Below are 23,347 nucleotides of genomic sequence, written 5' to 3' on the forward strand. Positions count from 1 at the left end.
CTGGCTGGCCTACAAGAACTACTCGCTCGACTCAGCGCAGTTCAACGCGACGGTCGGCGGTGCGGAAGACCTCCACATGTTCACGGCTGGTACCCGCATCCGCTTCTGATCCGAAGCAGATCGAGACAAGAACTTAAGGAAAGGGCCGCCCTTGGGCGGCCCTTTCTGCTTTCAGAAGCCATAGTCGGAGTTGGGACGCTCTTCTTTGCGCCACCCGGTTGGGTGGTACGCCGATCATTCTCCACATGGCCAAAGAAAAAGCTCCTGTCCGATTGGACAGGAGCTTTTTAACCATGCACCTCAACTTCTGCGTCGGCGCTCAGGCCGCGGCGAGGTTCCTCAGAACGTACTGCAGGATGCCACCGTGGCGGTAGTAGCTCATCTCGTCCTCGGTATCGATACGGCAGAGCGTCGGCACTTCCTTCGTCACGCCGTCCTCGAAGGTCACCTTGATGATTACCTTCTGGCGCGGCTTCAGGCCTGTGAGGCCGGGGATGGTCACCTGCTCCTTGCCGGTGAGACCGATGTCTTGCCACGAGAGGCCGTCCTCGAAGACGAGCGGCAGTACACCCATGCCAACGAGGTTCGAGCGGTGAATGCGCTCGAAGGACTGCACGATCACGGCGCGGATGCCGAGCAGTGCCGTGCCCTTGGCTGCCCAGTCGCGCGATGAACCTGTGCCGTACTCCTTGCCGCCGAATACGACGAGCGGAACGCCCTCGGCTTTGTACTGCATGGCGACGTCGTAGATCGATCCTTCCTTGCCATCGGGATAGTGGATCGCGTTGCCGCCTTCCTTGCCGCCGAGCATGAGGTTCTTGATGCGGATGTTGGCGAACGTGCCGCGCATCATGATCTCGTGGTTGCCGCGACGCGCGCCGTAGGAGTTGAAGTCGTGCGGGCGGACCTGGCGCTCGATGAGATAGTTGCCGGCGGGGCCATCACGCTTGATCGAGCCGGCAGGCGAGATGTGGTCGGTTGTAATCGAGTCGCCAAAAAGACCGAGGATGCGCGCGTTCACGACATCGCTGATGGGCTTCGGCTCCATCGTGATGCCCTCGAAGTACGGCGGGTTCTGGACGTAGGTCGAGACCGTGTTCCAGCCGTACGTGAGGCTCGCGCGTGCCTTGCCGAGCGACTGCCATTTCGGATCGCCCTTGAAGACATCGGCGTAGCGCGCAGCGAACGTGTCGGGCGTCACCGTCGAGCGCACGATCGAGGCGATCTCGGCGGACGTCGGCCAGATGTCGCGGAGGAACACGTCCTTGCCGTCCTGGTCCTTGCCGATGGGCTCGGTGGTGAGGTCCTTGTTCATCGTTCCGGCGAGCGCATAGGCGACGACGAGCGGCGGCGAGGCGAGATAGTTCGCCTTGACCTCGGCGTGCACGCGGCCCTCGAAGTTGCGGTTGCCTGAAAGCACCGCGGCGGCGACGAGATTGCCGTCGGCGATGGCCTTCGAGACCGGCTCGGGCAGCGGACCGCTATTGCCGATGCAGACCGTGCAGCCATAGCCCGTGAGATTGTATCCAAGCGCGTCGAGCTCGGACTGCAGGCCGGCCTTGGTCAGATAGTCGGTGACGACCTGCGAGCCGGGGGCGAACGACGTCTTCACCCAGGGCTGCACCTTGAGGCCCTTGGCGCGCGCATTGCGGGCGACGAGGCCGGCCGCCACCAGTACCGAGGGATTGGAAGTGTTCGTGCACGAGGTGATGGCGGCAATCACGACATCGCCGCTGCCGATGCTGTAGCCGGTATCGCCGACCGCCGTCTTGGCGTCGATCGTCGCTCCCTTCACGATCTCGGGAAGCGACTTTGCGAAACCTGTCTTGGCATCCTTCAACAGGACGCGATCCTGCGGCCGCTTCGGCCCCGCCACCGAGGGCTCGACAGTCGAGAGATCGAGCTCGAGCACGTCGGTGAACACGGGCTCGTGGCCCGGCATGCGCCACAAGCCTTGGGCCTTGCAGTAGGCCTCGACGAGAGCAACGCGCTCTTTCGCGCGGCCCGTTGCGGTGAGGTACTTGATGGTATCGGCATCCGTCGGGAAGAAGCCGCACGTCGCGCCGTACTCCGGGGCCATGTTGGCGATCGTTGCGCGATCCTCGAGCGAGAGATGGTCGAGGCCGTCGCCGAAGAACTCAACGAACTTCTCGACGACGCCGCGCTTTCTCAGCATCTGCGTGCAGGTCAGCACGAGATCCGTCGCAGTGATGCCCTCCTTGAGCTTGCCCTTGAGGCGGAAGCCGATGACTTCGGGAATGACCATCGCGACCGGCTGGCCGAGCATGGCCGCCTCGGCCTCGATGCCGCCGACGCCCCAGCCGAGCACGGAGAGGCCGTTGATCATCGTCGTGTGGCTGTCCGTGCCGATGCACGTATCGGGGAAAGCCTGCGTGATGCCGCCGACGTCCTTCGTCCAGACCGTCTGACCGAGATATTCGAGGTTCACCTGGTGGCAGATGCCCGTGCCCGGCGGGACGACACGGAAGTTGTTGAAGGCCGAGCCGCCCCAGCGGAGGAACTCGTAGCGCTCCTTGTTGCGCTCGTACTCGACGTCGACGTTCTTCTGGAAGGCATCGGCCGTGCCGAAGTAGTCGACCATGACCGAGTGGTCGATGACGAGGTCGACGGGCACCAGCGGATTGATCTTCGAGGGGTCGCCGCCCATGGTCTGCATGGCGTCACGCATGGCAGCAAGATCGACGACGCATGGCACGCCGGTGAAGTCCTGCAGCAGCACGCGAGCGGGGCGATAGGCGATCTCGGCTTTCGAGGTCTTAGCCGTGAGCCATGCGGCCATGGCCTTGATGTCCGCCGCCTTGACCGAGCGGCCATCCTCGTAGCGGAGCAGGTTCTCGAGCAGGACTTTCAGCGAGAACGGGAGCTTCGAGATCCCCGGAAGGCCGTTCTTCTCGGCATCCGGCAGCGAGAAGATCTCGTAGGATTTATTGCCGACTTTGAGGGTCTTGCGGCACTTGAAACTGTCGAGTGAGGTGGGTGTGAGGGTCATGACGGGCACGTCTCCTGCAGCCAATACGGCAGTCGATCGAGGTTGTCGGGACCCGGGCACGTGAGTGCACGGCAAGCAACCGTCATGCGCGCGGGAAACGCTGACGGCGACCGGGCGATTGGAAGCCTTATAATCCGCTCCTGCGATCGCCGCTAGACCGTCCGCCGGGCGATGTGACGTGCTTTTTTGGGCAGCGTCGGCGGCCTCGGCTGGCGCGCGGCCCGAGCCCGGCCTAGGCCTTCGCCGCCGGAATGGCGATCACCTCGCCGTTGCGGACGGTGAGTGCAAGCTCGCCGCGTTTGAGGCGAAGCGCATCCTCGCCGAAGAGCTCGCGGCGCCAACCTTTGAGCGCCGGAACGTCCGGATTGCGCTGGCTCGCGATGGCCTCGATGTCCTCGGCATCGGCAATGAGGCGCGGTGCCACTTTGTGGCGCTGGGCGGCAGCCTTGAGCAGCACACGCAGCATGTCGCACATCGCATTGACATCGCCCGACGAGGGCGAGTTGGCGGTAACGGACGGCAGCGAGGCCGGGTCCCGCTCGAGGCCGCGCTTGACGGCGTCGACGATCTCTTTGGCGCGCTGCGAGCGCGAGAAGCCATCGCTCAGCGTACGCAGCTCGGCGAGCTGCTTGGTCTCCGTCGGCATCTGGTTGGCGATGTCGTAGAGCGCCTCGTCGCGGATGATGCGGCTCCTGGGCACGTCCTGTCCCTGGGCCGCGCGCTCGCGCCAGGCGGCAAGCTCGATGAGCACGGCAAGCGACTTGCGGCCGCGGACCTTGAGCTTGAGGCGACGCCAGGCATCCTCGGGCAATGTCTCGTAGGTGCCGGGATCGAGCAGCGTCGCCATTTCCTCGTCGAGCCAGTGCGCGCGCCCCGAGTCCTCGAGCATTTTCTTCAAGCTCGTGTAGACCTTACGGAGGTGCGTCACATCTCCGAGTGCGTAGTGAAGCTGCTTCTGGCTGAGCGGCCGGCGGCTCCAGTCCGTGAAACGCGAGGTTTTGTCGAGATCCTCGCCGCTGATGCGCTTGACGAGATTGACGTAGCTGATGCTGTCGCCGAAGCCGCACACCATGGCGGCCACCTGCGTGTCGAACACCGGCGCGGGCAACGCGCGGGTCTTCACGTGCACGATTTCGAGATCCTGACGCGCGGCGTGGAAGACTTTCACCACCTCGCGGTCGGTCATGAGCTGCCAGAAGGGGGCGAGATCCAGGCCCTCGGCGAGGGGATCGATGATCGCCTCTGCATCGGGACCGGCAAGCTGGATGAGGCACAGCTTGGGCCAGAAGGTCTGCTCGCGCATGAACTCGGTGTCGACGGCGACATAGGAGCTCCTCGCGAGCTCGCGGCAAAGGGCGGCAAGCCCGTCGGTCGAAGTGACGACATTCATCGCGGCAAAACGGAACCCGGACTGAACTGTAGGGGGTGGCGAGGGCATAGCAGGTTCACGGCCAAGCGCAACAGGCAGATTGGCGCGGCGCACGCGTTCCAATGCCCTTGCCTCCACAGGCTGCTCGTCAAAGGCGCGCGGGCCTTGATTGACTTCCCAATTGAGACTATATTATTCCCAAATGAAACGCAAAGGAGCGTGCCATGCAGGCAACCGAGACCGGTGCCGTTTCCGAGGCCCGCCGGATCGCCAAGTTCATGGGCCTGTCCGACTGGGCCAAAGTTGATGATCTGGCACTCGTGGAGCGGGTCGCCAAAGGCTTTCCCGTCAAGACCGCCACGGTCGTCATCGAACGGATCGATCCGCAGGGGAAGTTCGTCCGCGCGACAGACATCATTCCGAAGTCGACGCTCCATCGGCGCAAGCACGCTCTTACGAAGGACGAGAGCGAGAAGGTGTGGGCGCTTTCGAAGGTCTTCTATGAGGTTCTGAAGATCTATCACGACGACGCCGGGCGAGCCGCGCGCTTCATGATCCAGGAGCACCCCATGCTCGGCGGTCGGACGCCGATTGATCTCGCCAAGGAGTCTATTGCCGGCGCCGATCTGGTCCTGAAGCTTCTCGCGAAGGCCGATGCCGGTGTCGCGGCCTAGTGTCCGGGTGCTTGGCGAAGCCCTGCGGGTCTATCGCATTGGCGATCCCCAGGGCGCCTACCCGATCTACAGCGGAGAAGGCGCCGCCCGCATCGAAGGCCGCTGGCACGAGAAGGGCCAGGAGGTCATCTATGCATCGCGCCACTACAGCACGGCGCTGCTCGAGAAGCTCGCGCACTTCAATGGCGTTCTGCCGTCCAACCAGCACTACATCGAGATCGAGATCCCGAAGGGCGTGTCCTACGAGATCTTTACCAAAGACTCGGTGCCGGGATGGCTGGAAATGGCCAAGGCGCGGGCGGCCGGCTCCAAGTGGTTCAAGGAAAAGAGGTCGGCCATTCTGATCGTGCCGTCGGTCGTGGCGCGCATCGAGGAGAACGTCATCATCAATTGCACGCACCCGGATGCGCAGCGCATCAGGCCCGGCCTCGAGCATCCTGTCGCCTGGGACATGCGGCTGTTTCAGCCCTAGCTCAGCGCCCGCTCAGGATCAGCCCGTCCGGCCCGCTGCGCAGGCTGAGGCCCTGCGAGGAAAGTGCCCGCGCGAGATCGTCCGGGCTCCCGGGGAAGCTCAGTGCAATGCGGGCACCACGCGCGGAAAGCCCTTCCACTTCCAGATTATCGACGCCTGGAGTTGCCGCGAGGCGCTGGCTGATCTGCTGCCACTCGCCCATGCCCTGGAAGGAGACCGAAAGGCGGATCATGCCGCCGCTCGGCGCGCTGCCGCGCGCGCCATAGCTCGGCGGGCCCTCACCATAGGCCGCGCCCTGCGGCGGTGCGAATCCGCCCGGTGCCGATGCCGGCGCACTTGCCGTGCTCAAATGCGAGTTCGCCGCTTTCCAGCGCCCTTCGAGCACGCCGAGCGCAACGACCGCGGCGAGCTCCGAGGTGTAGGCAAGGTCGCCATCCAGCCGGTAGCCGCGCACGAGCGACAGCGGACCAACTGCATCCTGGCCGCCGAGCGTGACCGTGGCCTTCTTGCCGTCGGCGCTCGGCTCGAGAACGGCGAGCACGACGAGCGAGGTCTGGTATTCGCCGGCAATGGCGCGCTGGGCGCCGCCGTCACCGGCGAGGGCGGCGTTGATCGTGTCAGGACTGAGCGTCTTCTTCGCCTGGCCGAGCGTCACAGGAGTGAGGGTGTTGCCGAGATCCAGGCTGCGCCAGGCGTAGCTCCACGTGTCGGTGGCCTCGGCGATCACGTTCGCCGGCTGGCGCTCGGCGCGATAGATCGGCACGACCACGATCCGCGGGGCCTGCTTGTCGACGTAGGGAATGCCCTGGGTCTCGAGCAGGCGCTGGATGGCGGCCGGCTGGAAGGAGAAGTCGTAGCTCGCAATGTACTCGGTCGAGGAATTGCGCTCGGAGCGCACCGAGAAACCCTCGATCATTGGCGCGGCCGGCGTCGTCTTGACGCCCTTGAGGCGGGCATAGGCCGTCACCGGCACGATGCGCCTCAGGAGCGAGCGGAAAGCCGCCTGCTGGCCATCGGCGATCGCCTGCTCCTTGGCCGCGACCGCGTCTGCAGCGCGCGCCTCGACCGGGTAGTTCCCGATGATGAAGACCTTCGAGTCCTCGGCCGCCGCGGCGCCGCTCGTCAAACCCACCAGCAGGAGCCCGACGGCTGCCCGACGTACCATGTCGCTGTTGCCCAAAAGACCTCTCATGGTGCCCAACGGTCCATGTCCCGCCAAATAGTCGTCAATAGGGGGACAAACTGACCTATCCGTGAGTTGCCGAACACCCCACGGATTGCTATTGCCCCGCACAATCACCCATCAGTTGGGTCATGACCAATGGGGCGAAAGTAGGGTTGGCCGTGGGCACTGCGATCCCGAGCCCCCGATTGTCCCAAGTTCCTGTCCCGTCGTGGCGCCCGCGCCGCAATTCCGGGGCCCTGCCGGCGACCTCTTCGAGGGTATGATGACGTCAATCGGTCACAACGGTGCAGCCACGGACCCGAACGCCCCGGTCACCTACCGTGATTCCGGTGTCGATATCGATGCCGGCAATGCGCTCGTGGCCGCGATCAAGCCTCTCGTCCGCGCGACCCGCCGGCCCGGCGCCGATGCCGACCTCGGTGGTTTCGGCGGTCTCTTCGACCTGAAGGCCGCCGGCTACAAGGATCCGATCCTCGTCGCCGCCAACGACGGCGTCGGCACCAAGCTCAAGATCGCCATCGAGACCGGCCAGCACGCGACCATCGGCGTCGATCTGGTCGCCATGTGCGTGAACGACCTGCTCGTGCAGGGCGCCGAGCCGCTGTTCTTTCTCGATTATTTTGCCACCGGCAAGCTGGATGTGGCGGTTGCGCGCGAGGTGATCGCCGGTATCGCGGCCGGTTGTCACGAGGCCGGCTGCGCGCTGATCGGCGGCGAGACGGCCGAGATGCCGGGCATGTACGGCGGCGGGGACTATGACCTCGCGGGCTTTACCGTGGGCGCCGTCGAGCGCGGCGGCGTGCTGCCGCGTGCTGACGTCGCGGTCGGTGACCTGCTCATCGGCTTGCCCTCGTCGGGCGTGCATTCCAATGGCTATTCGCTCGTGCGCCGGCTCGTGGCGGGCGCGAGCCTCGAATGGGATGCGCCGGCACCCTTCGCCCCTGAGATGTCCCTCGCGGCAAGCCTGCTCACGCCGACGCGCATCTATGTGAAGCCGGTCCTCGCGGCCATCCGCGCCACGGGCGGCAGCGGCCCCGAGGGCGCCATCAAGGCGCTGTCGCACATCACGGGCGGTGGGCTCTCCGAGAATGTGCCGCGCGTGCTTTCGGATCAGATCGGCGCCGAGATCGACCTCAATGCCTGGATCCCGCCGCCTGTCTTTGGCTGGCTCAAGACGGCCGGCAATCTCGATGACACCGAGATGCTCCGCACGTTCAACTGCGGCATCGGCCTCGTCATCGTCGTCTCTCGGGAGCAGGGGGGCGCGGTTCTGAAGGAGCTGCGCGAGGCCGGCGAGGCGCCCATGATCATCGGGCGGATCGCCCCCGCGCGGGGTGTGCTGAGCGAGGCCAAGGGCAAGGGGCAGGCCGAGGCCGTCCACTACACCGGCCAACTGAGGTATTCGTCGTGAGGAAGCGGCGCGTCGGCGTCCTGATTTCGGGCCGTGGCTCGAACATGATGGCGCTCGTGGAGGCGGCTCGCGCGCCGGACTACCCTGCCGAGATTGTCTGCGTCGTGTCGAACCGGCCTGGGGCGGCCGGCCTTGCCTGGGCCCGCGAGCAGGGCCTCGCCGCTCATGCCGTCGACCACAAAGCGTATGCAACTCGCGAGGCCTTCGAGGACGCCCTCCACGCCGTCCTGATGGCCGAGGGCGTCGAGCTGATCGCCTGTGCTGGCTTCATGCGCCTCATGACGGCGGGCTTCGTCGCGCGCTGGGCCGGGCGTATGATCAACATTCACCCCTCGCTGCTGCCGCTCTACCCGGGCCTCAACACCCATGCCCGGGCGCTTGCCGATGGTGTGCGGATCGTCGGATGCACCGTCCACCACGTGGTCGCTGAGATGGACGCTGGCCCGATCATCGCCCAGGGGGCCGTGCCGGTCATCGACGGAGATACCCCCGCCGCCCTCGCCGACCGCATATTGTCAGTGGAGCACGTAATTTATCCTCAGGCCCTCGCCCTGGTCGCCTCGGGAAAGGCGCGCCTGGAGGATGGTCACGTACGAATTCTGAGCACTGTTAACCAAACTGCCCGGCTGATCTCGCCCGACGTGGGCTGATCGAGCTAGGAATTGGCAAAAGGTTCGCGTTTCGGACACATGCCGCGCCAAAATGCAGCGGTAAAGTGACCGTGCGTGGACAGTCCGCCCGGGCCGATGTTACGAGACCCTTTGGCAGCCAACGGCACGTCAGATGCCTATGTGCGCCTGGGGCGGGGAAACGCCGGTCGGATGGAGACAACCACGAATGTCCGTGCGCGTTGTGCGCGGGCGCTAGGAATGCACGCTATGACCGCGATCCATACACCGGCCGAGGATACCATGGTGCCCCAGGGGGGCGCTGCCGCACCCGGTCAGCACACACAGGGCCTTGGCGAGCAGGAGAGCATCTGGTTCAAGCTCACTGCCCTCCAGAAAGGCAATGCTGCCAATCCGATGACGGTGCTTCAGCAGCTCACGCAGCGCTATGGCGGCGTCATCGCAGTGACCATGGCCAACGAGCGCGTGGTGTTCCTCTCGGAGCCCGACCACTTCAAGCGCGTCCTCGTCACCAAGGCCGACGACTACATCAAGTATTTCGACGGTCTGCGCCCGGTCTTCGGCAAGTCGATGATCACGCACGACGGTGCGCTTTGGCAGAAGATCCGCATGCCGCAGCAGCCGGCATTCCATCCCGACATGTTCGCCGAGTACATCCCGTACTTCCTGACCGCGATCCGCCAGAAGATGGACAACTGGGCCGAGCTCGCGCGCACTGGCGACAGCGTCGAGATGGTCGAGCAGACGTGGACACTCGCCGCGGACATGATCTGCAAGGCGCTCTTCGATCGCGACATGCCGTTCAATCCGCACTTCATCTTCAAGTGCGTGAAGACCTACACCGACGTGCCGAGCCACAAAGATCTTCGCATGAAGAAGATGGCGGACGCGGACTTCGAGATCTCCGAGGACAGCATCGCCAAGGCCATGGAGGCTTGGGCCGGCGTTCCGCCCTCCATCTTCGCGGCGAACCCGCGGGAGGAGCGCGAGCGCACGCTGCTCAAAATGATCCAGGCCGTCACCGCCGATCCGAACGTGCCGGAGTTCGACGAGCAGCAGGCCATCGACGAGCTGAAGCAGTACCTCTGGGCCGGTACCGAGACGACGGCGCTGACGCTCGCCTGGGCGCTCTACGAGGCGTCCCGCAGCCCCGAGATCGTCGAGCGCATCCGCCGCGAGGGCGAGGAAGTCTACGGCTCGCGCGAGCCGGTCGCGGCCGACTACTCGGCGCTCGTCTACACCCGCGCGGTCATCCAGGAGACCATGCGCTTTTATCCGCCGATCTGGGGCCTGATCCGCGTTGCCACCAAGGACGACGAGATCGGTGGCAAGCAGATCAAGGCGGGCGATCGCGTCGTGCTCTTCGCCTATGGTGCGCATCACGATGCGCGCTACTGGGATGAGCCCGAGACCTTCCGCCCCGAGCGTTTCATGGGCGAAGCCGCCAAGAAGCGCCGGCCTTACACGTATATCCCGTTCGGTGGTGGCAAGCGCTCGTGTATCGGCGGCGCCATGAGCCAGGTCGAGAACACGCTCGCGCTCTCCATGCTTCTGCGCCGCTTCCGGCCCGAGTACGTCGGCAGCAAGTATGCGCCGGCGGACGAGCATCCCGGCATCAACGCGACCGTGACGCTGACGCCGCGTGGCGGATTGAACTTCCGCATTCACGAGCTGAGCTGATCACTCGCGCCGCGGGCGCGACGGGGCTTTCGCCCCGCGCCCCAACCGGGGAGACCCCGGACCCCCTTCTTTTTGTGACTTGGAGCGCGCCGCGAGCGCCACCTTGTCCCTTCTCCCCGTTCTTACGGGGAGAAGGTTAGGATGAGGGGCGGTGGCACTTACCAACATCAGCGTATGCCGCCGCCGCGGGCGCAAACTAGAGGTGCGCCCGTACGGTCTCCCGCAGCCACGGAATGAGCTCCGCGTCGAACCATGGGTTCCGCTTGATCCAGGCGTTGTTGCGCCACGACGGATGCGGCAGCGGCACCATCACCGGACCATCAGGCCGGGCCACGAACTCCCGCCAGCGCTGCACCGTGCCCGTCAGATCGCGCGCGCAATCATCACCGAGGTGCCAGCGCTGGGCGTACTGTCCGACGAGCAGTACGAGATGGAGCTTCGGCAGCGTCGCCATCAGCCGCGCACGCCACAGCGGCGCGCACTCTCGGCGTGGCGGCAGGTCTCCGCCCTTGGCATCGAGCCCCGGAAAGCAGAAGCCCATGGGGATGATCGCGATGCGGGTTGCGTCGTAGAACTCCTCATCGGTCACGCCCATCCACTGGCGCAGCCGTACGCCGGACGGATCCGTGAACGGCATACCGGACGCGTGGACGCGTGTTCCGGGTGCCTGGCCGAAGACGCCGATGCGCGCGGTCGTGCTCACGCGAAGAACGGGGCGCGGCTCATGGGGCAGCGGCACGCCTTGCGGCGCATCGCGACAGAGCCGGCAGGCGCGGATTTCTTCGACCAGCGCGTCGAGCGCGCGGTGTCGAGGGCGGGCTGCTCGCGTGCGTGTCATATCTCGACGACGAGGCCGTCCTCGGCGAGCAGGATGTTCGGGCCACCGATCTCGTCAAGGCGCGCCAGCATCGAGCTGTTCATGTGCGTGATCAGAATGCGCTTTGCGGTGATCCGCGGCAGGTTCGGCTGGAGGATCTGCCAGCTCGTATGGTAGCGCACGGGGCCGTCGAAGGCATAGCACTCCGTGATGAAGAGATCGGCCCCGGCACTGACGGGGATGAGGGCCTCGACCCATTCCGTATCGCCGGAAAATGCGAGCACCTTGCCGCCCATCTCGAAGCGCAGCGCATGCGACGGCGCACCGGAGGGATGTGAGACCTCCCATGCCGTCACCGTTACCGGCCCTTCGGTGAGCGGCTCGCCTGCTCGGCATTCCTTGAAGATGAGCGGATAGCGCCGCTCGATTTTCGTCGAGCCCGGAAACATCAGCTCGGCCGTTTGCAGCACGCGCGCCTCGACACCCGGTGGCCCGATGACAGTCAGCGGCACCGTGCGCTTGGCGACATACACCGCGTGCATCATCCACCACACGAGACCGCTGTAGTGGTCGCCGTGCAGGTGCGAGATGAAGATCGTCGAGATGGCGTTCGGGTCGAGCCTGAGCTTGTCGAGACCGATCAGGCTCGTCGCGCCGCAATCGATGAGAAATCGATGGTGGCCGAGATCGACGTGATAGCCGGTCTGTAGGCGGCCGCCGGAGCCGAAGGCATCACCGCACCCGACGATCGTCAGCTTGAATGTCACGCCTTGGCACTCGGACGCGTTGAGACTTCCCCATACCAGCGCTCGAGATTGGCAAGCCCCTCGGGCCGCTGCACGCGCGCCACCCTCATGAAGTCCATGGCGACGAGCGCGGTGATGTCGGCGACCGAATAGGTATCGCCTGTGATGTAGCGATTGCCGGCGAGCTGCTCATCGAGGAGCTTCAGCATCTCCTGGGCCTTGGGTTTGTTCGCCTCGCCCCAGGCTGCGACCTGCGGCACCTCGAGGGGGGCCATGGCCGGGTGCAGGTGGCGGAAAGCACTCGCGACCGACGCGAGGAGCCCGAGCTCGATGCGGCGCTGCCACATCTCCACCTGGGCCTTGCCGAGCGCGCCCTTGCCGAAGAGCGCGGGTTCTGGATGCAACTCTTCGAAGTAGCGGCAGATCGCGATCGATTCGCAGAGCGCCGTGCCGTCATCGAGCACGAGGACGGGCACTCTCTGAAGCTTGTTCAATTTCGTGAAGTTGTCGCTCTTGAGCTCCCCCTTCATGAGGTCGAGCTCCTCGGTCGGCACCTGGATGCCCTTTTCGGCCAGAAAGATGCGCACGCGGCGCGGATTGGGTGCCATCCGGGTCTCGAGGAGCTTCATGGGGTGCTCTCCAGCAGGGGCCAAGGTTCGTCTACAAGAGTTCGCCTTAGTCGTAGTCGAGGCGGCCCCGGGGTGCAACGAGGCCCGGTTCCGGGCTCCGAAGTGTTGCGAAGGGCTAATAATCCGAAACGCAAAATTCATGTTACGTGCAATGTAATTATAACCTTCAGGTCAGAGTAAACGCGAAGTTAGGATTTACAGATCATTCTCATACTGAGGACAAAGGTAGACGCGTGGGCGATTTGGCTGGTTGCGCAGAGGAGCTCTGCAGCAAGGTCGGTTCCGCGCCGCGGCCTACCCCCGCGCGTTATTTCGGGGTCACCACGTGTCATCCATTGCCGCCACCATTGTAGATCCCGCCGCAAGTCCGCGCCGGCCACGCATCGTGCGCCCGCACCGGGGCTTCGAGGTGCGTGAGGCGCGCCGGCGGCTGGCGCTCGACGGTGAGGGCAAGCCCCAGTTCGAGTACGAGATGACGCTGATGTTCGTGCGCAACGAGCTCAGCGCCGTCGCGACCATTCAGCTTCTGGCGGTGATCTTCTCGCTCGCCTCGATGTTCTGGGCGACCAAGACGGAGGCCATTCTCTGGCTGGTCCTGGTGATCGGCGCCAAGGTGGCGCTGCTCGAGCTGTGCCGCCGCTTCGTCGCGTTGCCGCGCAGCGAAATCAACATCAAGGTCTGGCGCCGCCGCCTCATCCTCGCCGAGACCGTCAACGGCGTCGTATGGGCCGGTTTTGCGCTCGTCGGCATGGGCGCGACCGACTCCGCTTCGCACGTCTTCCTGTTCGCGTCGCTGATCGTCGTGCTGGCGATCCGCATGACGTTCGCGTCGACGGCGCTCCCGATCCTCTACGTCGGCACCATCCCCATGACGATGGCCGTCGTCGTCCGTCTCCTCATGCTCGGCCATCCCTTCTACTGGGCCATGGCCTCGATGGCGCTCGGCGTGCACGTCTACTTCATCTTCCTCGCCAAGGGGCTCAACTCGACGGCGCTTGCCATGCTCGAGTACCGCGCCGAGAAGGACGCGCTTATCGCCGAGCTCGAGCAGGAAAAGGCCACGTCCGACGAGGCGCGCCGGCGCGCGGAGGGTGCGAACATCGCCAAATCGCGTTTCCTCGCCACCATGAGCCATGAGCTGAGGACACCGCTCAACGCCATTCTCGGCTTCTCCGAGGTCATGAAGGCCGAGCTTCTCGGGCCGCTCAAGAATGCGACCTACAAGGAGTACGCCGCCAACGTGCACTACAGCGGCAGCCATCTCCTCCATCTCATCAACGAGATTCTCGACATCTCGCGCATCGAGGCCGGCAAATACGATCTCAACGAGGAATCGATCCGCCTCGTCGACGTCGCCGAGGACTGCCACCGCCTGCTGAAGTTGCGGGCCGAAAGCAAGAACCTCACCATCGAGCTCGACCTGGACCACACACTTCCGATGGTCTGGGCGGACGAGCGCGCCATGCGCCAGGTCTGCCTGAACCTGCTCTCCAACGCCCTCAAGTTCACGCCCAAAGGGGGAAGGATCACGGTCAGTGTTTATCGCGATCCATCGGGCGGTCAGACGATCAGCATCCGCGATACGGGGCCGGGCATTCCGCGCGAGGAGATTCCGCGCATCATGCAGGCCTTTGGCCAGGGCTCGCTCGCGCACGAGAATGCCGAGGGCGGCACCGGCCTCGGCCTGCCGATCGTCAAGAGCCTCGTCGAGCTTCACGAGGGGGTCTTCGAGCTCCGCTCGGAGGTACGCAAGGGCACGGAGGTTCTGGTTACCATTCCGCGCCAGAGGGTCATGGAGGCATTGCCGCCCCTCCAACCTCTCGGACAAGAGCGTCACCGCTCGAATACCGGCTACGGGGAGTGGGACAGGCCTGCCCGCCTTGGAGGCCGCGCACCTCATGCCTCCATGATGGGATGAACGGCCGATGAATGGCGGATTGTCGGTTTAATCCAGTGCACACACTGGACATTGCCTCGCGTCTGCCGCGATCCTATCTAAGCCTGAACCGGCGGCATCGATCACGGGCCACGCCCTGAGGCGCGGCTCTCGTGATCGGCAGAACGCCGTGCGCTGGCGGGAGCTGAATGGATAGTCCGTGCATCCAGGTGTGTGTGATCGATACGCGGTCGGGCTTGTGCGGCGGCTGCGGGCGCACGCTTGCGGAAATCGCCGCCTGGAGCACGCTGGCGCCTGGGGAGCGCCATAGAATCATGTCTCTCTTGCCTGAGCGGCGGCGCGCGGCTGAGGCTGCGGCTCCGGCCGCTGCCGGAGATTGACGCAATGGGCTGGCTCATCCTGCTGATGGTCCTGATCGGGGCGCTTGGCCTGCTCATTGCCGGCGATGCGACGCTGTTCGGCCTCGACTGGCCGGACCTCGCCGCCGCCGGCTTCCTGACCGCATTCCTGATCGTGATCACGTTGTCGCTCGCCGGCTCTTATCGTGGCCGCACGCTGCAGGCGGCGCGCGATTTCCTCACCTGGGCGGCCATCGCGTTCGTCCTGGTCGCCGGCTACAGCTATCGCGACGAGATCACGCAAATCGCCTATCGCGTGAAGGGCGAGCTGAGCCCGCCGGGCAGCGCCGTCTCGCTCGAGACGAGCACACCCGGCTCGCAGGCCGTTCGCATCAGAAAGCGGCGCGACGGGCACTTCGTGGTCAATGCCAAGCTCAATGGCCAGAGCATGGCCATGCTCGTCGATACCGGCGCCTCGACCGTGGTCATCCGCGAGGCCGATGCCGCACGGCTCGGCGTCGATACGAGCCGTCTGCGCTACACGGTGCCCGTCCAGACGGCGAACGGGATCACGTACGCAGCCCACGTCCGCCTCGCCAGCATTGCCATTGGATCTATACAAGTCGAGGGGGTGGACGCGCTCGTCTCTAAGCCCGGGGCACTCCGCGAGAATCTTCTCGGTATGAGTTTTTTAAGCCGGTTGCGCTCATATGAGTTCTCCGGGGAATTTCTGACGCTGAGGAGCTGATACATCCAAGGCTCCGCGGCAGCGCCCCGCTCGTATGCTCAGGCGGGAGCTGTTGGTCATGTTGTCGCCTTCCGCATTGAATGCGCTCAAGCTGGCGGCGGTCTGGATCGGGATCGCCGGTGCCGGCGTGCTCGGATTCGTGAACGCCGATCTCGTCCGCGACATGCTTGGCCTCCGGCTTGAGTTCAGCGACGACGATGCGCCGTCCCGGCCTGCTTCCGACGCGCCGGCGGCTGCCGACGACGACAAGCCCACCGAAGAGACGCCCACATCCCGCGCCTCCCTAGGCCGCACGGTCCAGCTCAAAGCCGGCGCGCACGGGCATTTCCATTCGCGCATTCACGTCAATGGCCGGGCCGTGCAGGCCATGGTCGACACGGGTGCCTCGATCGTGGCGCTGACCTTCGAGGACGCGCGTAATGCCGGCATCCATGTTCGCGACGGCGACTATACGCACCGCGTGAGCACGGCCAATGGCGTCGCCCGCGTCGCCCTCGTCACGCTCGATAGCGTTGCCATCGAGGACATCGTGGTCCGCGACGTGCGCGCTGCGGTTGCCGAGCCCGGTAAGCTGACCACGACGCTTCTCGGCATGAGCTTTCTCGGCCAGCTCCGCCGCACGCAGATGAGCCGGGGCGTGCTCGTGCTCGAGGAGTAGGGCCGAGCTCGTCCGACGGGGCGCCGCCGGCCTGCAGTTGCGAACCCCGCCACGCGCGTACTATTAGGGGCCGAAACCTCCATGGCCACCTGGAGCGCCCCCAATGAAGCCTGTCGGCATCTCTCTGCTCACGATCTGCGGGATCGATGAGTTACCCGAGCACGGCCCCCGTGCCGTTACGCACGTATTGTCATTGCTCGATCCCAATTGGCCGGAGCTGACGGGCTTTCAAGGCTACGGAGCCCACAGCCGGACGACGCTTCATTTTCACGACATCATCGATCCGGCGGCGGGGTTGATCCTGCCCACGCGGCAGCACGTCGGCGAGATCCTGGGTTTTGGCGGCCAACTCGCGGCAGAGGTCCGCGGCGACGCGGAGCGCCATCTGCTCGTCCACTGCCATATGGGCATTTCCCGATCGACGGCGGCGATGATCTCACTGCTCGCGCAGATGCACCCTGACGAGCCCGAAGACCGCTTCTTCGAGCGGGTCCGCCAGATACGCCCGCAGGCATGGCCGAACTCGCTCATGATCGGCTATGCGGACGATCTCCTCGGCCGCGAGGGGCGGCTCGTCGCGGCGCTGCGCCGGCACTACGGCGTACAGCTTCGCCAACGGCCCGACTTCACAGTCTGGATGCGGCGCCTCGCCCGAGACCGCGAGCTCGACATGGCCGAGTGAGCTTCGGCGGAGGCGCGCCTCTGCTCTCAGCTCAGGGCGTAGCTTTCTGCCGTGGATATTCGAGCTGCATGGCCACGATCGAGGCTGTGCTCCGACCGTAGCGCGCAGCGATGGCACTGAGTGTCTGGTCGAGGACTTCGGCCGGCGGCCGGTCGCCGAGCGCAGGAAGGCTTTGCGCAGCCGGCCATGACGGCGCAACCTCGTCGGGCAGAATGCGAATGCCGTTGCGGCTTTCGCGCGCCGCCGCGCTATCGGCGAAGGTGTGCGCGCGCGAACGATAGGTTCGCGACCAGGCATCTGCCGCGAGCGCCAGCGACACTTCATCCACGCCCTGCGGCAGCTCGATGCCGAGTTTCTCCCACCTCCAGAAGCCGAAGAGATTGCGCAGCACGGTCGCGGCGAAGGGGCGCGTCAGCTCGAATGCACTGCTGTCGTGACGTGCATCCCACGCGGCAATGCCGAGATCCTTGGCGACGGCTTCGGCCTTGCCGCGTCCGCCAATGGCCTCGACCAGTGTGAGCATCATCGGCATGGACGCCGTGATGCCTGTCGTCGTCGCGCGATCTCCGTCGACGACGAGGCGGCGATCCTCGACGTACTGGATGGAAGGATGCTTCTTGCGCAGCTCGTTTAGATAGTACCAGTGCGTCGTGGCGCGTTTGCCGTCGAGCAGCCCGGTGGCCGCCAGGACCTTCGCGCCGGCACACACGCTGATGATGGTGGCACCCTTCGCGGCCTGCGCCTTGAGCCACTCCATCACCGCCGGATCATCGTCGCGGCTCATGGCCGGCACGATGACATAGTCCGCGCCTTGAGGATGGTCGGCATCGAAGGCGGCGATCGTGGTGTGCGGCTCGACCTTGAGCGCGGGGAAGAGGGTCACGGGGCCGGGCCCGGTCGCGAGCGTCAGGACATCGGCGACGTCGGCGCGCCGGAGAATGCCGTACGGCAAGAGGTAGTCGGTCGTCTCGGTGGCGTCATTGATGCCGATGATGGCGATCAGGGGCCGCGGCCGCTTGGGTGGCTTGAGGGCCGCCAGCATGGTGTCCGTCTCTTGCTGCGCGATCGGTGGCTGGGACGTAGGGCCCCGCGCGCCCGGCAGCGTGTAGACCCATGTCGTCCCCGCGAGCGCGAGGATCGCCACGAGAGCGAGCGCCCCCCACAGAAATGTCCGGTATGTCATCGTTTCCTGGCTCCGCCTTTGCCAGCCCCCTCGCGGTTAATGCCCGAGGGGTGCAACTTGTTGCGGCGCGCCGTTGCGGGTCTGATGCGCGTCTAGTGCGATGATCGAGAAATTCGCCAGCTCGCGCGGCACGGTATCGAGCGAATTTCTCGATCTGAATCGCACTAGCAAGATTATGATTCTAGTGTCCCTTTTGATGCCAAAGCTCGCTCGGGACGCCGGCATCGAGGTTAGGCGAGCTTCGGAATCGGGACACCAGGCCCGGCCCCCTTGCCTCTGACCGGCATTGGCATTCATAAAGCCCCTTCCGATTGCCTTGTCCGCCGGCTCGCTGCCGGCGCGGACAATGCCTGCCGTGCCGTGGGAAGGAGCCTTCCGTGACCAATTCGAAAATCGTGCTCATCGACCGCCATCCAGGCCGCTCGACCCAGACCATGGGCATCGCGCGCGCCCTCGGGACCGATCCCGACCTCATTCACGAGCCCTCGGTCGGCGTGGTGGGCACGAAGGGCGACAGCCAGTGCTATCTGGGTGTCCTCGACAAGGTCGAGGCCGTCCACGCCCGCCTCAAGGACCGCATCGGCATGGGCCCTGGTAAGCTCAAGCTGCGCCTCGTCCAGCCCGAGTACACGATCGCGACGTCCGACGGCATTCGCAATGGCACGCGCGAGATGCGCTATTCGCTCATCGGCCGCGAGGTGACCAACGACACGCTCTGTGAGCACCTCGAGGCCACGGGCCTCGCCGGCACGATTGCCATCGTCGCCTGCGACAAGCCGCCGGTCGGCACGCTCGCGGCACTGCTCGAGCACAATCAGCCCGCCATCATCATGTCCGACGGCTCGATCCATCCGGGCCACGATCCGAAGACAGGCGAGACCATCGACCTCGTCACGGCCTATCAGGTCGCAGGGCATCCTGATGCCGAATACCGCAATCACATTGCCTGCCACGCCTGTCCGGGCATCGGTAGCTGCGGCGGCATGTTCACCTACAACACCATGCAGACGTTCATCGGCGTCGTCGGCATGCAGCCGCTCCACATGGTGGCGCCGCCATCCGACGATCCGCGCCGCACGGGCGCGTTCGCCGACGAGCTGGTTGGCTACCTGACCAATCTCATGGAGAAGGACATCAAGCCGCGCGACATCGTCGTGCGCGACTCGCTGCGCAATGCCGTCATCGTCGCCATGGCCGTCGGCGGCTCGACGAACGTGACGCTGCACGCACCCGAGATCGCCCGCGCCGCCGGCTATGCCGACTTCTGGAAAGACGTCATGACGCCTGAGGAGTTCAACTACCTCTCGCAGCATGTCGTGCCCGTGCTCACGGACGCGCGGCCCTATGGCAAGTATTCCATGGTGGACATCGACAGCGCCGGCGGCGTGCAGGTCATCGTGCGCGAGCTGCTCGAGGCGGGCCTGCTCAACGGCAATGTGCTTACCTGCACGGGCGAGACGCTCGCGCAGCAGGTCGAACGCCTCGGCGCGACGAACGCAGACGGCCTGGTCGTCTATCCTGTCGAGAAGCCGTACAAGCCGACAGGCGGTCTGCGCGTGCTCGGCGGCAACCTCTCGCCGGAGTTCTCCGCAATCCTCAAGCTCGCCGGTGTCGAGGGTGGCCTCGAGGACAACACGTTCCGTGGCAAGGCGCGCGTGTTCGAGGGCGAGGCGGGTCTCTTGAAGGCGCTCGACAGCGCGCCCGAGCAGTTCCAGAACCACGACACCGTCATCGTGCGCTACGAGGGTCCGAGCGGTGCGCCGGGCATGCCCGAGATGCTCGATCCGACCTCCCGCATCACCGCGCTCTGCCGCGAGCGGGGTATTGTCGTCGCCCTCATGACGGATGCGCGCTTCTCCGGCGGCTCGGTCGGCCTCGTCATCGGTCACGTCGGGCCGGAAGCTGCGCTCGGCGGGCCGATCGCCTTCATCCAGGACGGCGACGAGATCGTCATCGATCTCAACAAGAACGAGCTCAACTGCACGGCGCTGAATGATCCCGCGACGGTCGCGAAGCGCAAGGCCGCTTGGGAAAAGGTGGTTGCGGCCAACGGCGGCGTACATCCGAACTGCGGCAAGGCCGACACGCGGCTCCTGCAGCGCGCGCGTCACACGGCCGTGCCCGCGACGCGGGGCGGCGGCCTCCACCCAAACCGCGAGGTCTGGGTGCGCGAGCCGCGCGAGGCTACGCGTTCCGGCCACGTACCGAAGAACAAGTACCGCCCAGACGCGAGCAAGGCCTTCTGAAGCGCCATCGTTTTGGCTGAAGCACTTCCCACGTCGATCGGCGCGGGAAGTGCTTCAGCGGCCGGCGGCGCCCAAGGCGACAAGGCCGCGCACTAAGGCCGGTTGCCGTTCAGGATCAATGTATCGCGGATGGACCGGAGCTGACGGCTGACGGCATCATAGTCATCGCCGCGCGACCCCGCGTCCGTCCTGCGCTGCTCGAGCTGGTAAAGGCGTTCTTGCAGGGCATTGTATTTGATCTGCAGGTCTCGCAGCGCGCGGCACTGCCTGTAGCTTTCTGATGCCTCGTCGCCCTCGCATTTCTCGATTTTGATCGCCGGTGGCGGCGGCGCGCCCCTGAAAGTTATTTTCGGTGCTATTTGCCGGTCAGCCGCCATTTTCTCGCCCGCCGTCGATGCATCCACCGCGTTGTTGCCACTGAAGATGATCTGGATCTGGTGGTAGTAGTCGGCCTGAAGCTGAAGTGTCGGTGTGGCTATCACCGGAATGAGTTTGGCAAGATCGAGAACACCTCCCGATACATCGCCGATGAGCTGGAAGCGCGTCGTCAGCGTCGCGGTTTCCAGTCCAACCGAACAAGGCAAGGACTTCTCCTTTGCCCCTGGCTTAGTGCGAATGTCGCAGTGCGCTCCGGTATGCACGATCCGATCGCCGCGCTCGAATGTCCTCTTCAGCCACGATGCGATCCTGAGGTCGTTGATCAGGACGCGATCTTCGTGGCCCGTCGTATTCTTGAAGATCTCGCCGCGCCCGTACTCGTGGCCGTTCTGGCATTTCTCGCGGAGTTGCTCCTTGTCCTGCGAGATGTTGACGACAAGCTCCGCCTGCACGAGGTTTGACTGCTTGACGCCCAGGCTCGGGAAGGGCTGTGCGGTGCCGCCCACCGCCAGGAACCCCTGGGCGCCGAGCCTGATCGTATCGATCCGCGAGAATTTGACGTCGCCGAAGGCCGTCGTGCTGAGCGTCAATTTGACGGTCGCATAGCTCTTCGGATCCAGCGAGAAATTGCGTTGACCCGGCGGGTTGTCCTTAAGGAACTCGTACAGGTCACAGCGGATTTGGTTCACCACCTCCGATACGGGAAGGTGAGCCGATGGCGTGTGCTCGAAATTCGGAAAGAAAGCACAGCCAGAAACGGACAAAGGAAATAGGACTGCTACCCACAACAGCTTACGCATCTACAGACTCCGACGATCAGCAATAATGCTGTCAATCTATCTGTGGGAGACAGCGAATGCTGTGCCTTGCGAGCAACTCACGCTCGCGCGCTGGCGCGTCGCCCTGAGGGAAGCTGACGGGAGAGCAGATCGTCGGCAGCGAAACCGGTTCACGGTGGCAGTAAGGCCAGCAGCCTCAATCCACGATCTTCGCACCGTGCTCGCGGAGCAATTCCCTGAGCACAGAGCGATGGCACCGCGCCTCGTTCTCGCAATAGCAGCCGACCGAGAAATTGCTGTCCTTCGAGAGCGCGGCGAGCAGGTCGAGCGTCCGGCTGGCGCTGGGGTGCTTCATCTCGCTGCGGTAAGCGCGCATGAAGGCCGCCCAGTCCTTCTCGGTCGTGGCATGGTGCGCCTTGGCCACCAGCTCATCGCTCGGAGAAAGCTCCGGCAGCCAGACGTCGTACCAGTTGTCGGCGGCATAGCGGTCCTTGCGCACCCCGCGCGGCGGGCGCCGGACGGTCCCGATGCGCGTCCCTTCGCCAGCGTGGCGGGGACTGCCCAGTTGAACGATGCGAATGGCCATGAGAATGCCTCGGATTGGGCCGTCCACTTCAATTCCTGGCAGCCTATCATGGCCAGGATGCCTATGGGCGGGCGAAACTAGGCTCGAATCGCCCATCTGGTGCCTGATCTGCGCTCGGATGGCTTGATCCGCTGTAGCCGGACGGCTATGTCCTGCGCCGATAATACGGCCGTTGCACAGGTCTCGGCCGGCTACCAGGAGGAAACGGAATGATTTCTCGTCGTCGTGTACTCGTCGGCTCGTCAGCTCTCGCTGGCGGCATCATCGGCGCCCCGTTCATTGCCCGCGCCCAGTCGGCTGAGTTCAGCTACAAGTACGCCAATAACCTGCCCCTCACGCATCCGATGAACGTCCGCGCCCGCGAGATGGCCGAAGCCGTCAAGAAGGAGACGAACGGGCGCGTCGAGATCAACATCTTCCCGAACAACCAGCTCGGTTCCGACACCGACATGCTGAGCCAGGTGCGCTCCGGCGGCATCGAGTTCTTCACGCTCTCGGGTCTCATCCTTTCCACGCTGGTGCCGGCCGCCTCGATCAACGGCATCGGCTTTGCCTTCCCGGACTACAACACCGTCTGGAAGGCCATGGACGGCGACCTCGGCGCGCACGTGCGCGGCCACATTGCCAAGGCCAACCTCGTCGCCATGGAGAAGATCTGGGACAACGGCTTCCGCCAGACGACGACCTCCACGAAGCCGATCAATGCCGTCGAGGACTTCAAGGGCATGAAGATCCGCGTGCCGGTCTCGCCGCTCTGGACCTCGATGTTCAAGGCGCTCGAGTCGGCACCTGCGTCGATCAACTTCAACGAGGTCTACACCGCCCTGCAGACCAAGGTCGTCGACGCCCAGGAGAACCCGCTCGCCATCATCTCCACGGCGAAGCTTTTCGAGGTGCAGAAGTACTGCTCGCTGACGAACCACATGTGGGATGGCTTCTGGTTCCTCGCCAACCGCCGTGCGTGGACGGCGCTGCCCGAGGATCTGCAGAAGATCGTCGCCAAGAACATCAACGACGCCGGCATCAAGGAGCGCGCGGACGTCGCCGCCCTCAATGCGGGCCTCCAGAAGGAGCTCGCCGACAAAGGCATGACCTTCAACCAGCCCAAGGCCGACAGCTTCCGCGACAAGCTGCGCGCGGGCGGCTTCTACGCCGAGTGGAAGGGCAAGTACGGCGACGAAGCCTGGGGCATCCTCGAGAAGGCGGTAGGCAAGCTCGCCTGATCGCTC

Annotated in this window: 21 protein-coding genes; 12 read left to right on the top strand and 9 right to left on the bottom strand. The window is 64.9% G+C overall.

The features are described 5' to 3' along the window. Positions 1-319 precede the first annotated feature (319 nt). Positions 320-3,010 carry an aconitate hydratase AcnA gene (gene acnA / locus CS1BSM3_RS15165; protein WP_072388288.1) on the bottom strand — a complete coding sequence of 897 codons (2,691 nt, stop codon included), beginning with the start codon at positions 3,008-3,010 and terminating at the stop codon, positions 320-322. Positions 3,011-3,242: 232 nt separating this feature from the next. Beyond that, positions 3,243-4,448 carry a ribonuclease D gene (rnd, locus tag CS1BSM3_RS15170; RefSeq protein WP_348532902.1) on the bottom strand — a complete coding sequence of 402 codons (1,206 nt, stop codon included), beginning with the start codon at positions 4,446-4,448 and terminating at the stop codon, positions 3,243-3,245. Between the two features lie 155 nt (positions 4,449-4,603). On the opposite strand from rnd, the gene CS1BSM3_RS15175 reads away from it, so the two are divergent. Together CS1BSM3_RS15175 and CS1BSM3_RS15180 are read left to right on the top strand one after the other, a co-directional pair. Continuing rightward, entirely contained in the window at positions 4,604-5,053 is a 450-nt protein-coding gene (locus tag CS1BSM3_RS15175; protein WP_072388292.1) for an antitoxin Xre/MbcA/ParS toxin-binding domain-containing protein, read from the top strand. Further along, entirely contained in the window at positions 5,040-5,525 is a 486-nt protein-coding gene (locus tag CS1BSM3_RS15180) for an RES family NAD+ phosphorylase (RefSeq protein ID WP_244540523.1), read from the top strand. The genes CS1BSM3_RS15175 and CS1BSM3_RS15180 overlap by 14 nt, the downstream gene beginning before the upstream one ends. 1 nt (position 5,526) lies before the next feature. Here CS1BSM3_RS15180 and CS1BSM3_RS15185 read toward each other — a convergent pair whose 3' ends face one another. After that, complete coding sequence (locus CS1BSM3_RS15185) at positions 5,527-6,717, bottom strand: DUF2066 domain-containing protein (RefSeq protein WP_083528628.1); 1,191 nt, start codon at positions 6,715-6,717, stop codon at positions 5,527-5,529. A 256-nt stretch (positions 6,718-6,973) separates the two neighbouring features. Here CS1BSM3_RS15185 and purM point away from each other — a divergent pair, with 256 nt between their 5' ends. The 3 genes from purM to CS1BSM3_RS15200 all read left to right on the top strand — a co-directional run bounded on the left by purM (position 6,974) and on the right by CS1BSM3_RS15200 (position 10,431). Beyond that, on the top strand, positions 6,974-8,122 hold the full coding sequence (purM, locus tag CS1BSM3_RS15190; protein ID WP_072393774.1) for a phosphoribosylformylglycinamidine cyclo-ligase: 1,149 nt from the start codon (positions 6,974-6,976) through the stop codon (positions 8,120-8,122). After that, on the top strand, positions 8,119-8,772 hold the full coding sequence (purN, locus tag CS1BSM3_RS15195) for a phosphoribosylglycinamide formyltransferase (protein ID WP_210188787.1): 654 nt from the start codon (positions 8,119-8,121) through the stop codon (positions 8,770-8,772). Before purM ends, purN begins: the two co-directional genes overlap by 4 nt. A gap of 228 nt (positions 8,773-9,000) precedes the next feature. Continuing rightward, positions 9,001-10,431 carry a cytochrome P450 gene (locus tag CS1BSM3_RS15200; protein WP_244540524.1) on the top strand — a complete coding sequence of 477 codons (1,431 nt, stop codon included), beginning with the start codon at positions 9,001-9,003 and terminating at the stop codon, positions 10,429-10,431. Positions 10,432-10,627: 196 nt separating this feature from the next. Here CS1BSM3_RS15200 and CS1BSM3_RS15205 read toward each other — a convergent pair whose 3' ends face one another. The 3 genes from CS1BSM3_RS15205 to CS1BSM3_RS15215 are packed head-to-tail and all read right to left on the bottom strand — an operon-like array spanning position 10,628 to position 12,623. After that, complete coding sequence (locus CS1BSM3_RS15205; RefSeq protein WP_072388296.1) at positions 10,628-11,269, bottom strand: uracil-DNA glycosylase family protein; 642 nt, start codon at positions 11,267-11,269, stop codon at positions 10,628-10,630. Next, entirely contained in the window at positions 11,266-12,015 is a 750-nt protein-coding gene (locus CS1BSM3_RS15210; protein WP_072388298.1) for an MBL fold metallo-hydrolase, read from the bottom strand. Before CS1BSM3_RS15210 ends, CS1BSM3_RS15205 begins: the two co-directional genes overlap by 4 nt. Beyond that, positions 12,012-12,623 carry a glutathione S-transferase family protein gene (locus tag CS1BSM3_RS15215; RefSeq protein WP_072388300.1) on the bottom strand — a complete coding sequence of 204 codons (612 nt, stop codon included), beginning with the start codon at positions 12,621-12,623 and terminating at the stop codon, positions 12,012-12,014. Before CS1BSM3_RS15215 ends, CS1BSM3_RS15210 begins: the two co-directional genes overlap by 4 nt. Before the next feature lie 325 nt (positions 12,624-12,948). Here CS1BSM3_RS15215 and CS1BSM3_RS28810 point away from each other — a divergent pair, with 325 nt between their 5' ends. The 5 genes from CS1BSM3_RS28810 (at position 12,949) to CS1BSM3_RS15240 (ending at position 16,946) form a co-directional block, all read left to right on the top strand. Then, positions 12,949-14,541, top strand: coding sequence for a sensor histidine kinase (locus CS1BSM3_RS28810; protein WP_280174753.1), 1,593 nt, complete (start codon positions 12,949-12,951; stop codon positions 14,539-14,541). 167 nt (positions 14,542-14,708) lie between these two features. Further along, the gene (locus CS1BSM3_RS15225) at positions 14,709-14,900 is read left to right on the top strand and encodes a DUF1289 domain-containing protein (RefSeq protein WP_072388302.1); all 192 of its coding nucleotides are present in this window, start codon (positions 14,709-14,711) and stop codon (positions 14,898-14,900) included. 4 nt (positions 14,901-14,904) lie between these two features. Next, a complete protein-coding gene (locus CS1BSM3_RS15230; RefSeq protein ID WP_072388304.1) occupies positions 14,905-15,606 on the top strand; it encodes a retropepsin-like aspartic protease family protein in 702 nt (233 codons plus the stop codon). 58 nt (positions 15,607-15,664) lie between these two features. After that, a complete protein-coding gene (locus CS1BSM3_RS15235) occupies positions 15,665-16,264 on the top strand; it encodes a retropepsin-like aspartic protease family protein (protein WP_072388305.1) in 600 nt (199 codons plus the stop codon). A gap of 103 nt (positions 16,265-16,367) precedes the next feature. Then, positions 16,368-16,946 carry a tyrosine phosphatase family protein gene (locus tag CS1BSM3_RS15240; RefSeq protein WP_072388307.1) on the top strand — a complete coding sequence of 193 codons (579 nt, stop codon included), beginning with the start codon at positions 16,368-16,370 and terminating at the stop codon, positions 16,944-16,946. Between the two features lie 31 nt (positions 16,947-16,977). Here CS1BSM3_RS15240 and CS1BSM3_RS15245 read toward each other — a convergent pair whose 3' ends face one another. Beyond that, entirely contained in the window at positions 16,978-18,129 is a 1,152-nt protein-coding gene (locus CS1BSM3_RS15245) for a DJ-1/PfpI family protein (RefSeq protein ID WP_072388309.1), read from the bottom strand. 377 nt (positions 18,130-18,506) lie between these two features. Between CS1BSM3_RS15245 and CS1BSM3_RS15250 the strand changes: the two genes are divergently transcribed. Next, positions 18,507-20,375 carry a dihydroxy-acid dehydratase domain-containing protein gene (locus tag CS1BSM3_RS15250; RefSeq protein WP_072388311.1) on the top strand — a complete coding sequence of 623 codons (1,869 nt, stop codon included), beginning with the start codon at positions 18,507-18,509 and terminating at the stop codon, positions 20,373-20,375. Positions 20,376-20,467: 92 nt separating this feature from the next. Here the strand turns inward: CS1BSM3_RS15250 and CS1BSM3_RS15255 are convergent, their stop codons facing one another. Further along, entirely contained in the window at positions 20,468-21,553 is a 1,086-nt protein-coding gene (locus CS1BSM3_RS15255) for a hypothetical protein (protein WP_143149230.1), read from the bottom strand. Between the two features lie 175 nt (positions 21,554-21,728). Further along, complete coding sequence (locus CS1BSM3_RS15260; protein WP_072388315.1) at positions 21,729-22,118, bottom strand: DUF488 domain-containing protein; 390 nt, start codon at positions 22,116-22,118, stop codon at positions 21,729-21,731. A gap of 209 nt (positions 22,119-22,327) precedes the next feature. Here CS1BSM3_RS15260 and CS1BSM3_RS15265 point away from each other — a divergent pair, with 209 nt between their 5' ends. Beyond that, entirely contained in the window at positions 22,328-23,341 is a 1,014-nt protein-coding gene (locus tag CS1BSM3_RS15265) for a TRAP transporter substrate-binding protein (RefSeq protein ID WP_072388317.1), read from the top strand. The last annotated feature ends 6 nt before the right edge of the window (positions 23,342-23,347 follow it).

It is taken from the genome of Hyphomicrobium sp. CS1BSMeth3 (assembly GCF_900117415.1).
In the GTDB taxonomy this organism is placed as follows: domain Bacteria; phylum Pseudomonadota; class Alphaproteobacteria; order Rhizobiales; family Hyphomicrobiaceae.

Excerpts from the sequence above, each read along its gene's own strand:
- acnA (WP_072388288.1), bottom strand. The coding sequence starts at position 3,010 with ATGACCCTCACACCCACCTCACTCGACAGTTTCAAGTGCCGCAAGACC.
- rnd (WP_348532902.1), bottom strand. The coding sequence starts at position 4,448 with ATGCCCTCGCCACCCCCTACAGTTCAGTCCGGGTTCCGTTTTGCCGCG.
- CS1BSM3_RS15175 (WP_072388292.1), top strand. The coding sequence starts at position 4,604 with ATGCAGGCAACCGAGACCGGTGCCGTTTCCGAGGCCCGCCGGATCGCC.
- CS1BSM3_RS15185 (WP_083528628.1), bottom strand. The coding sequence starts at position 6,717 with ATGAGAGGTCTTTTGGGCAACAGCGACATGGTACGTCGGGCAGCCGTC.
- purM (WP_072393774.1), top strand. The coding sequence starts at position 6,974 with ATGACGTCAATCGGTCACAACGGTGCAGCCACGGACCCGAACGCCCCG.
- CS1BSM3_RS15200 (WP_244540524.1), top strand. The coding sequence starts at position 9,001 with ATGACCGCGATCCATACACCGGCCGAGGATACCATGGTGCCCCAGGGG.
- CS1BSM3_RS15205 (WP_072388296.1), bottom strand. The coding sequence starts at position 11,269 with ATGACACGCACGCGAGCAGCCCGCCCTCGACACCGCGCGCTCGACGCG.
- CS1BSM3_RS15215 (WP_072388300.1), bottom strand. The coding sequence starts at position 12,623 with ATGAAGCTCCTCGAGACCCGGATGGCACCCAATCCGCGCCGCGTGCGC.
- CS1BSM3_RS15225 (WP_072388302.1), top strand. The coding sequence starts at position 14,709 with ATGGATAGTCCGTGCATCCAGGTGTGTGTGATCGATACGCGGTCGGGC.
- CS1BSM3_RS15230 (WP_072388304.1), top strand. The coding sequence starts at position 14,905 with ATGGGCTGGCTCATCCTGCTGATGGTCCTGATCGGGGCGCTTGGCCTG.
- CS1BSM3_RS15235 (WP_072388305.1), top strand. The coding sequence starts at position 15,665 with ATGTTGTCGCCTTCCGCATTGAATGCGCTCAAGCTGGCGGCGGTCTGG.
- CS1BSM3_RS15240 (WP_072388307.1), top strand. The coding sequence starts at position 16,368 with ATGAAGCCTGTCGGCATCTCTCTGCTCACGATCTGCGGGATCGATGAG.
- CS1BSM3_RS15245 (WP_072388309.1), bottom strand. The coding sequence starts at position 18,129 with ATGACATACCGGACATTTCTGTGGGGGGCGCTCGCTCTCGTGGCGATC.
- CS1BSM3_RS15255 (WP_143149230.1), bottom strand. The coding sequence starts at position 21,553 with ATGCGTAAGCTGTTGTGGGTAGCAGTCCTATTTCCTTTGTCCGTTTCT.
- CS1BSM3_RS15260 (WP_072388315.1), bottom strand. The coding sequence starts at position 22,118 with ATGGCCATTCGCATCGTTCAACTGGGCAGTCCCCGCCACGCTGGCGAA.
- CS1BSM3_RS15265 (WP_072388317.1), top strand. The coding sequence starts at position 22,328 with ATGATTTCTCGTCGTCGTGTACTCGTCGGCTCGTCAGCTCTCGCTGGC.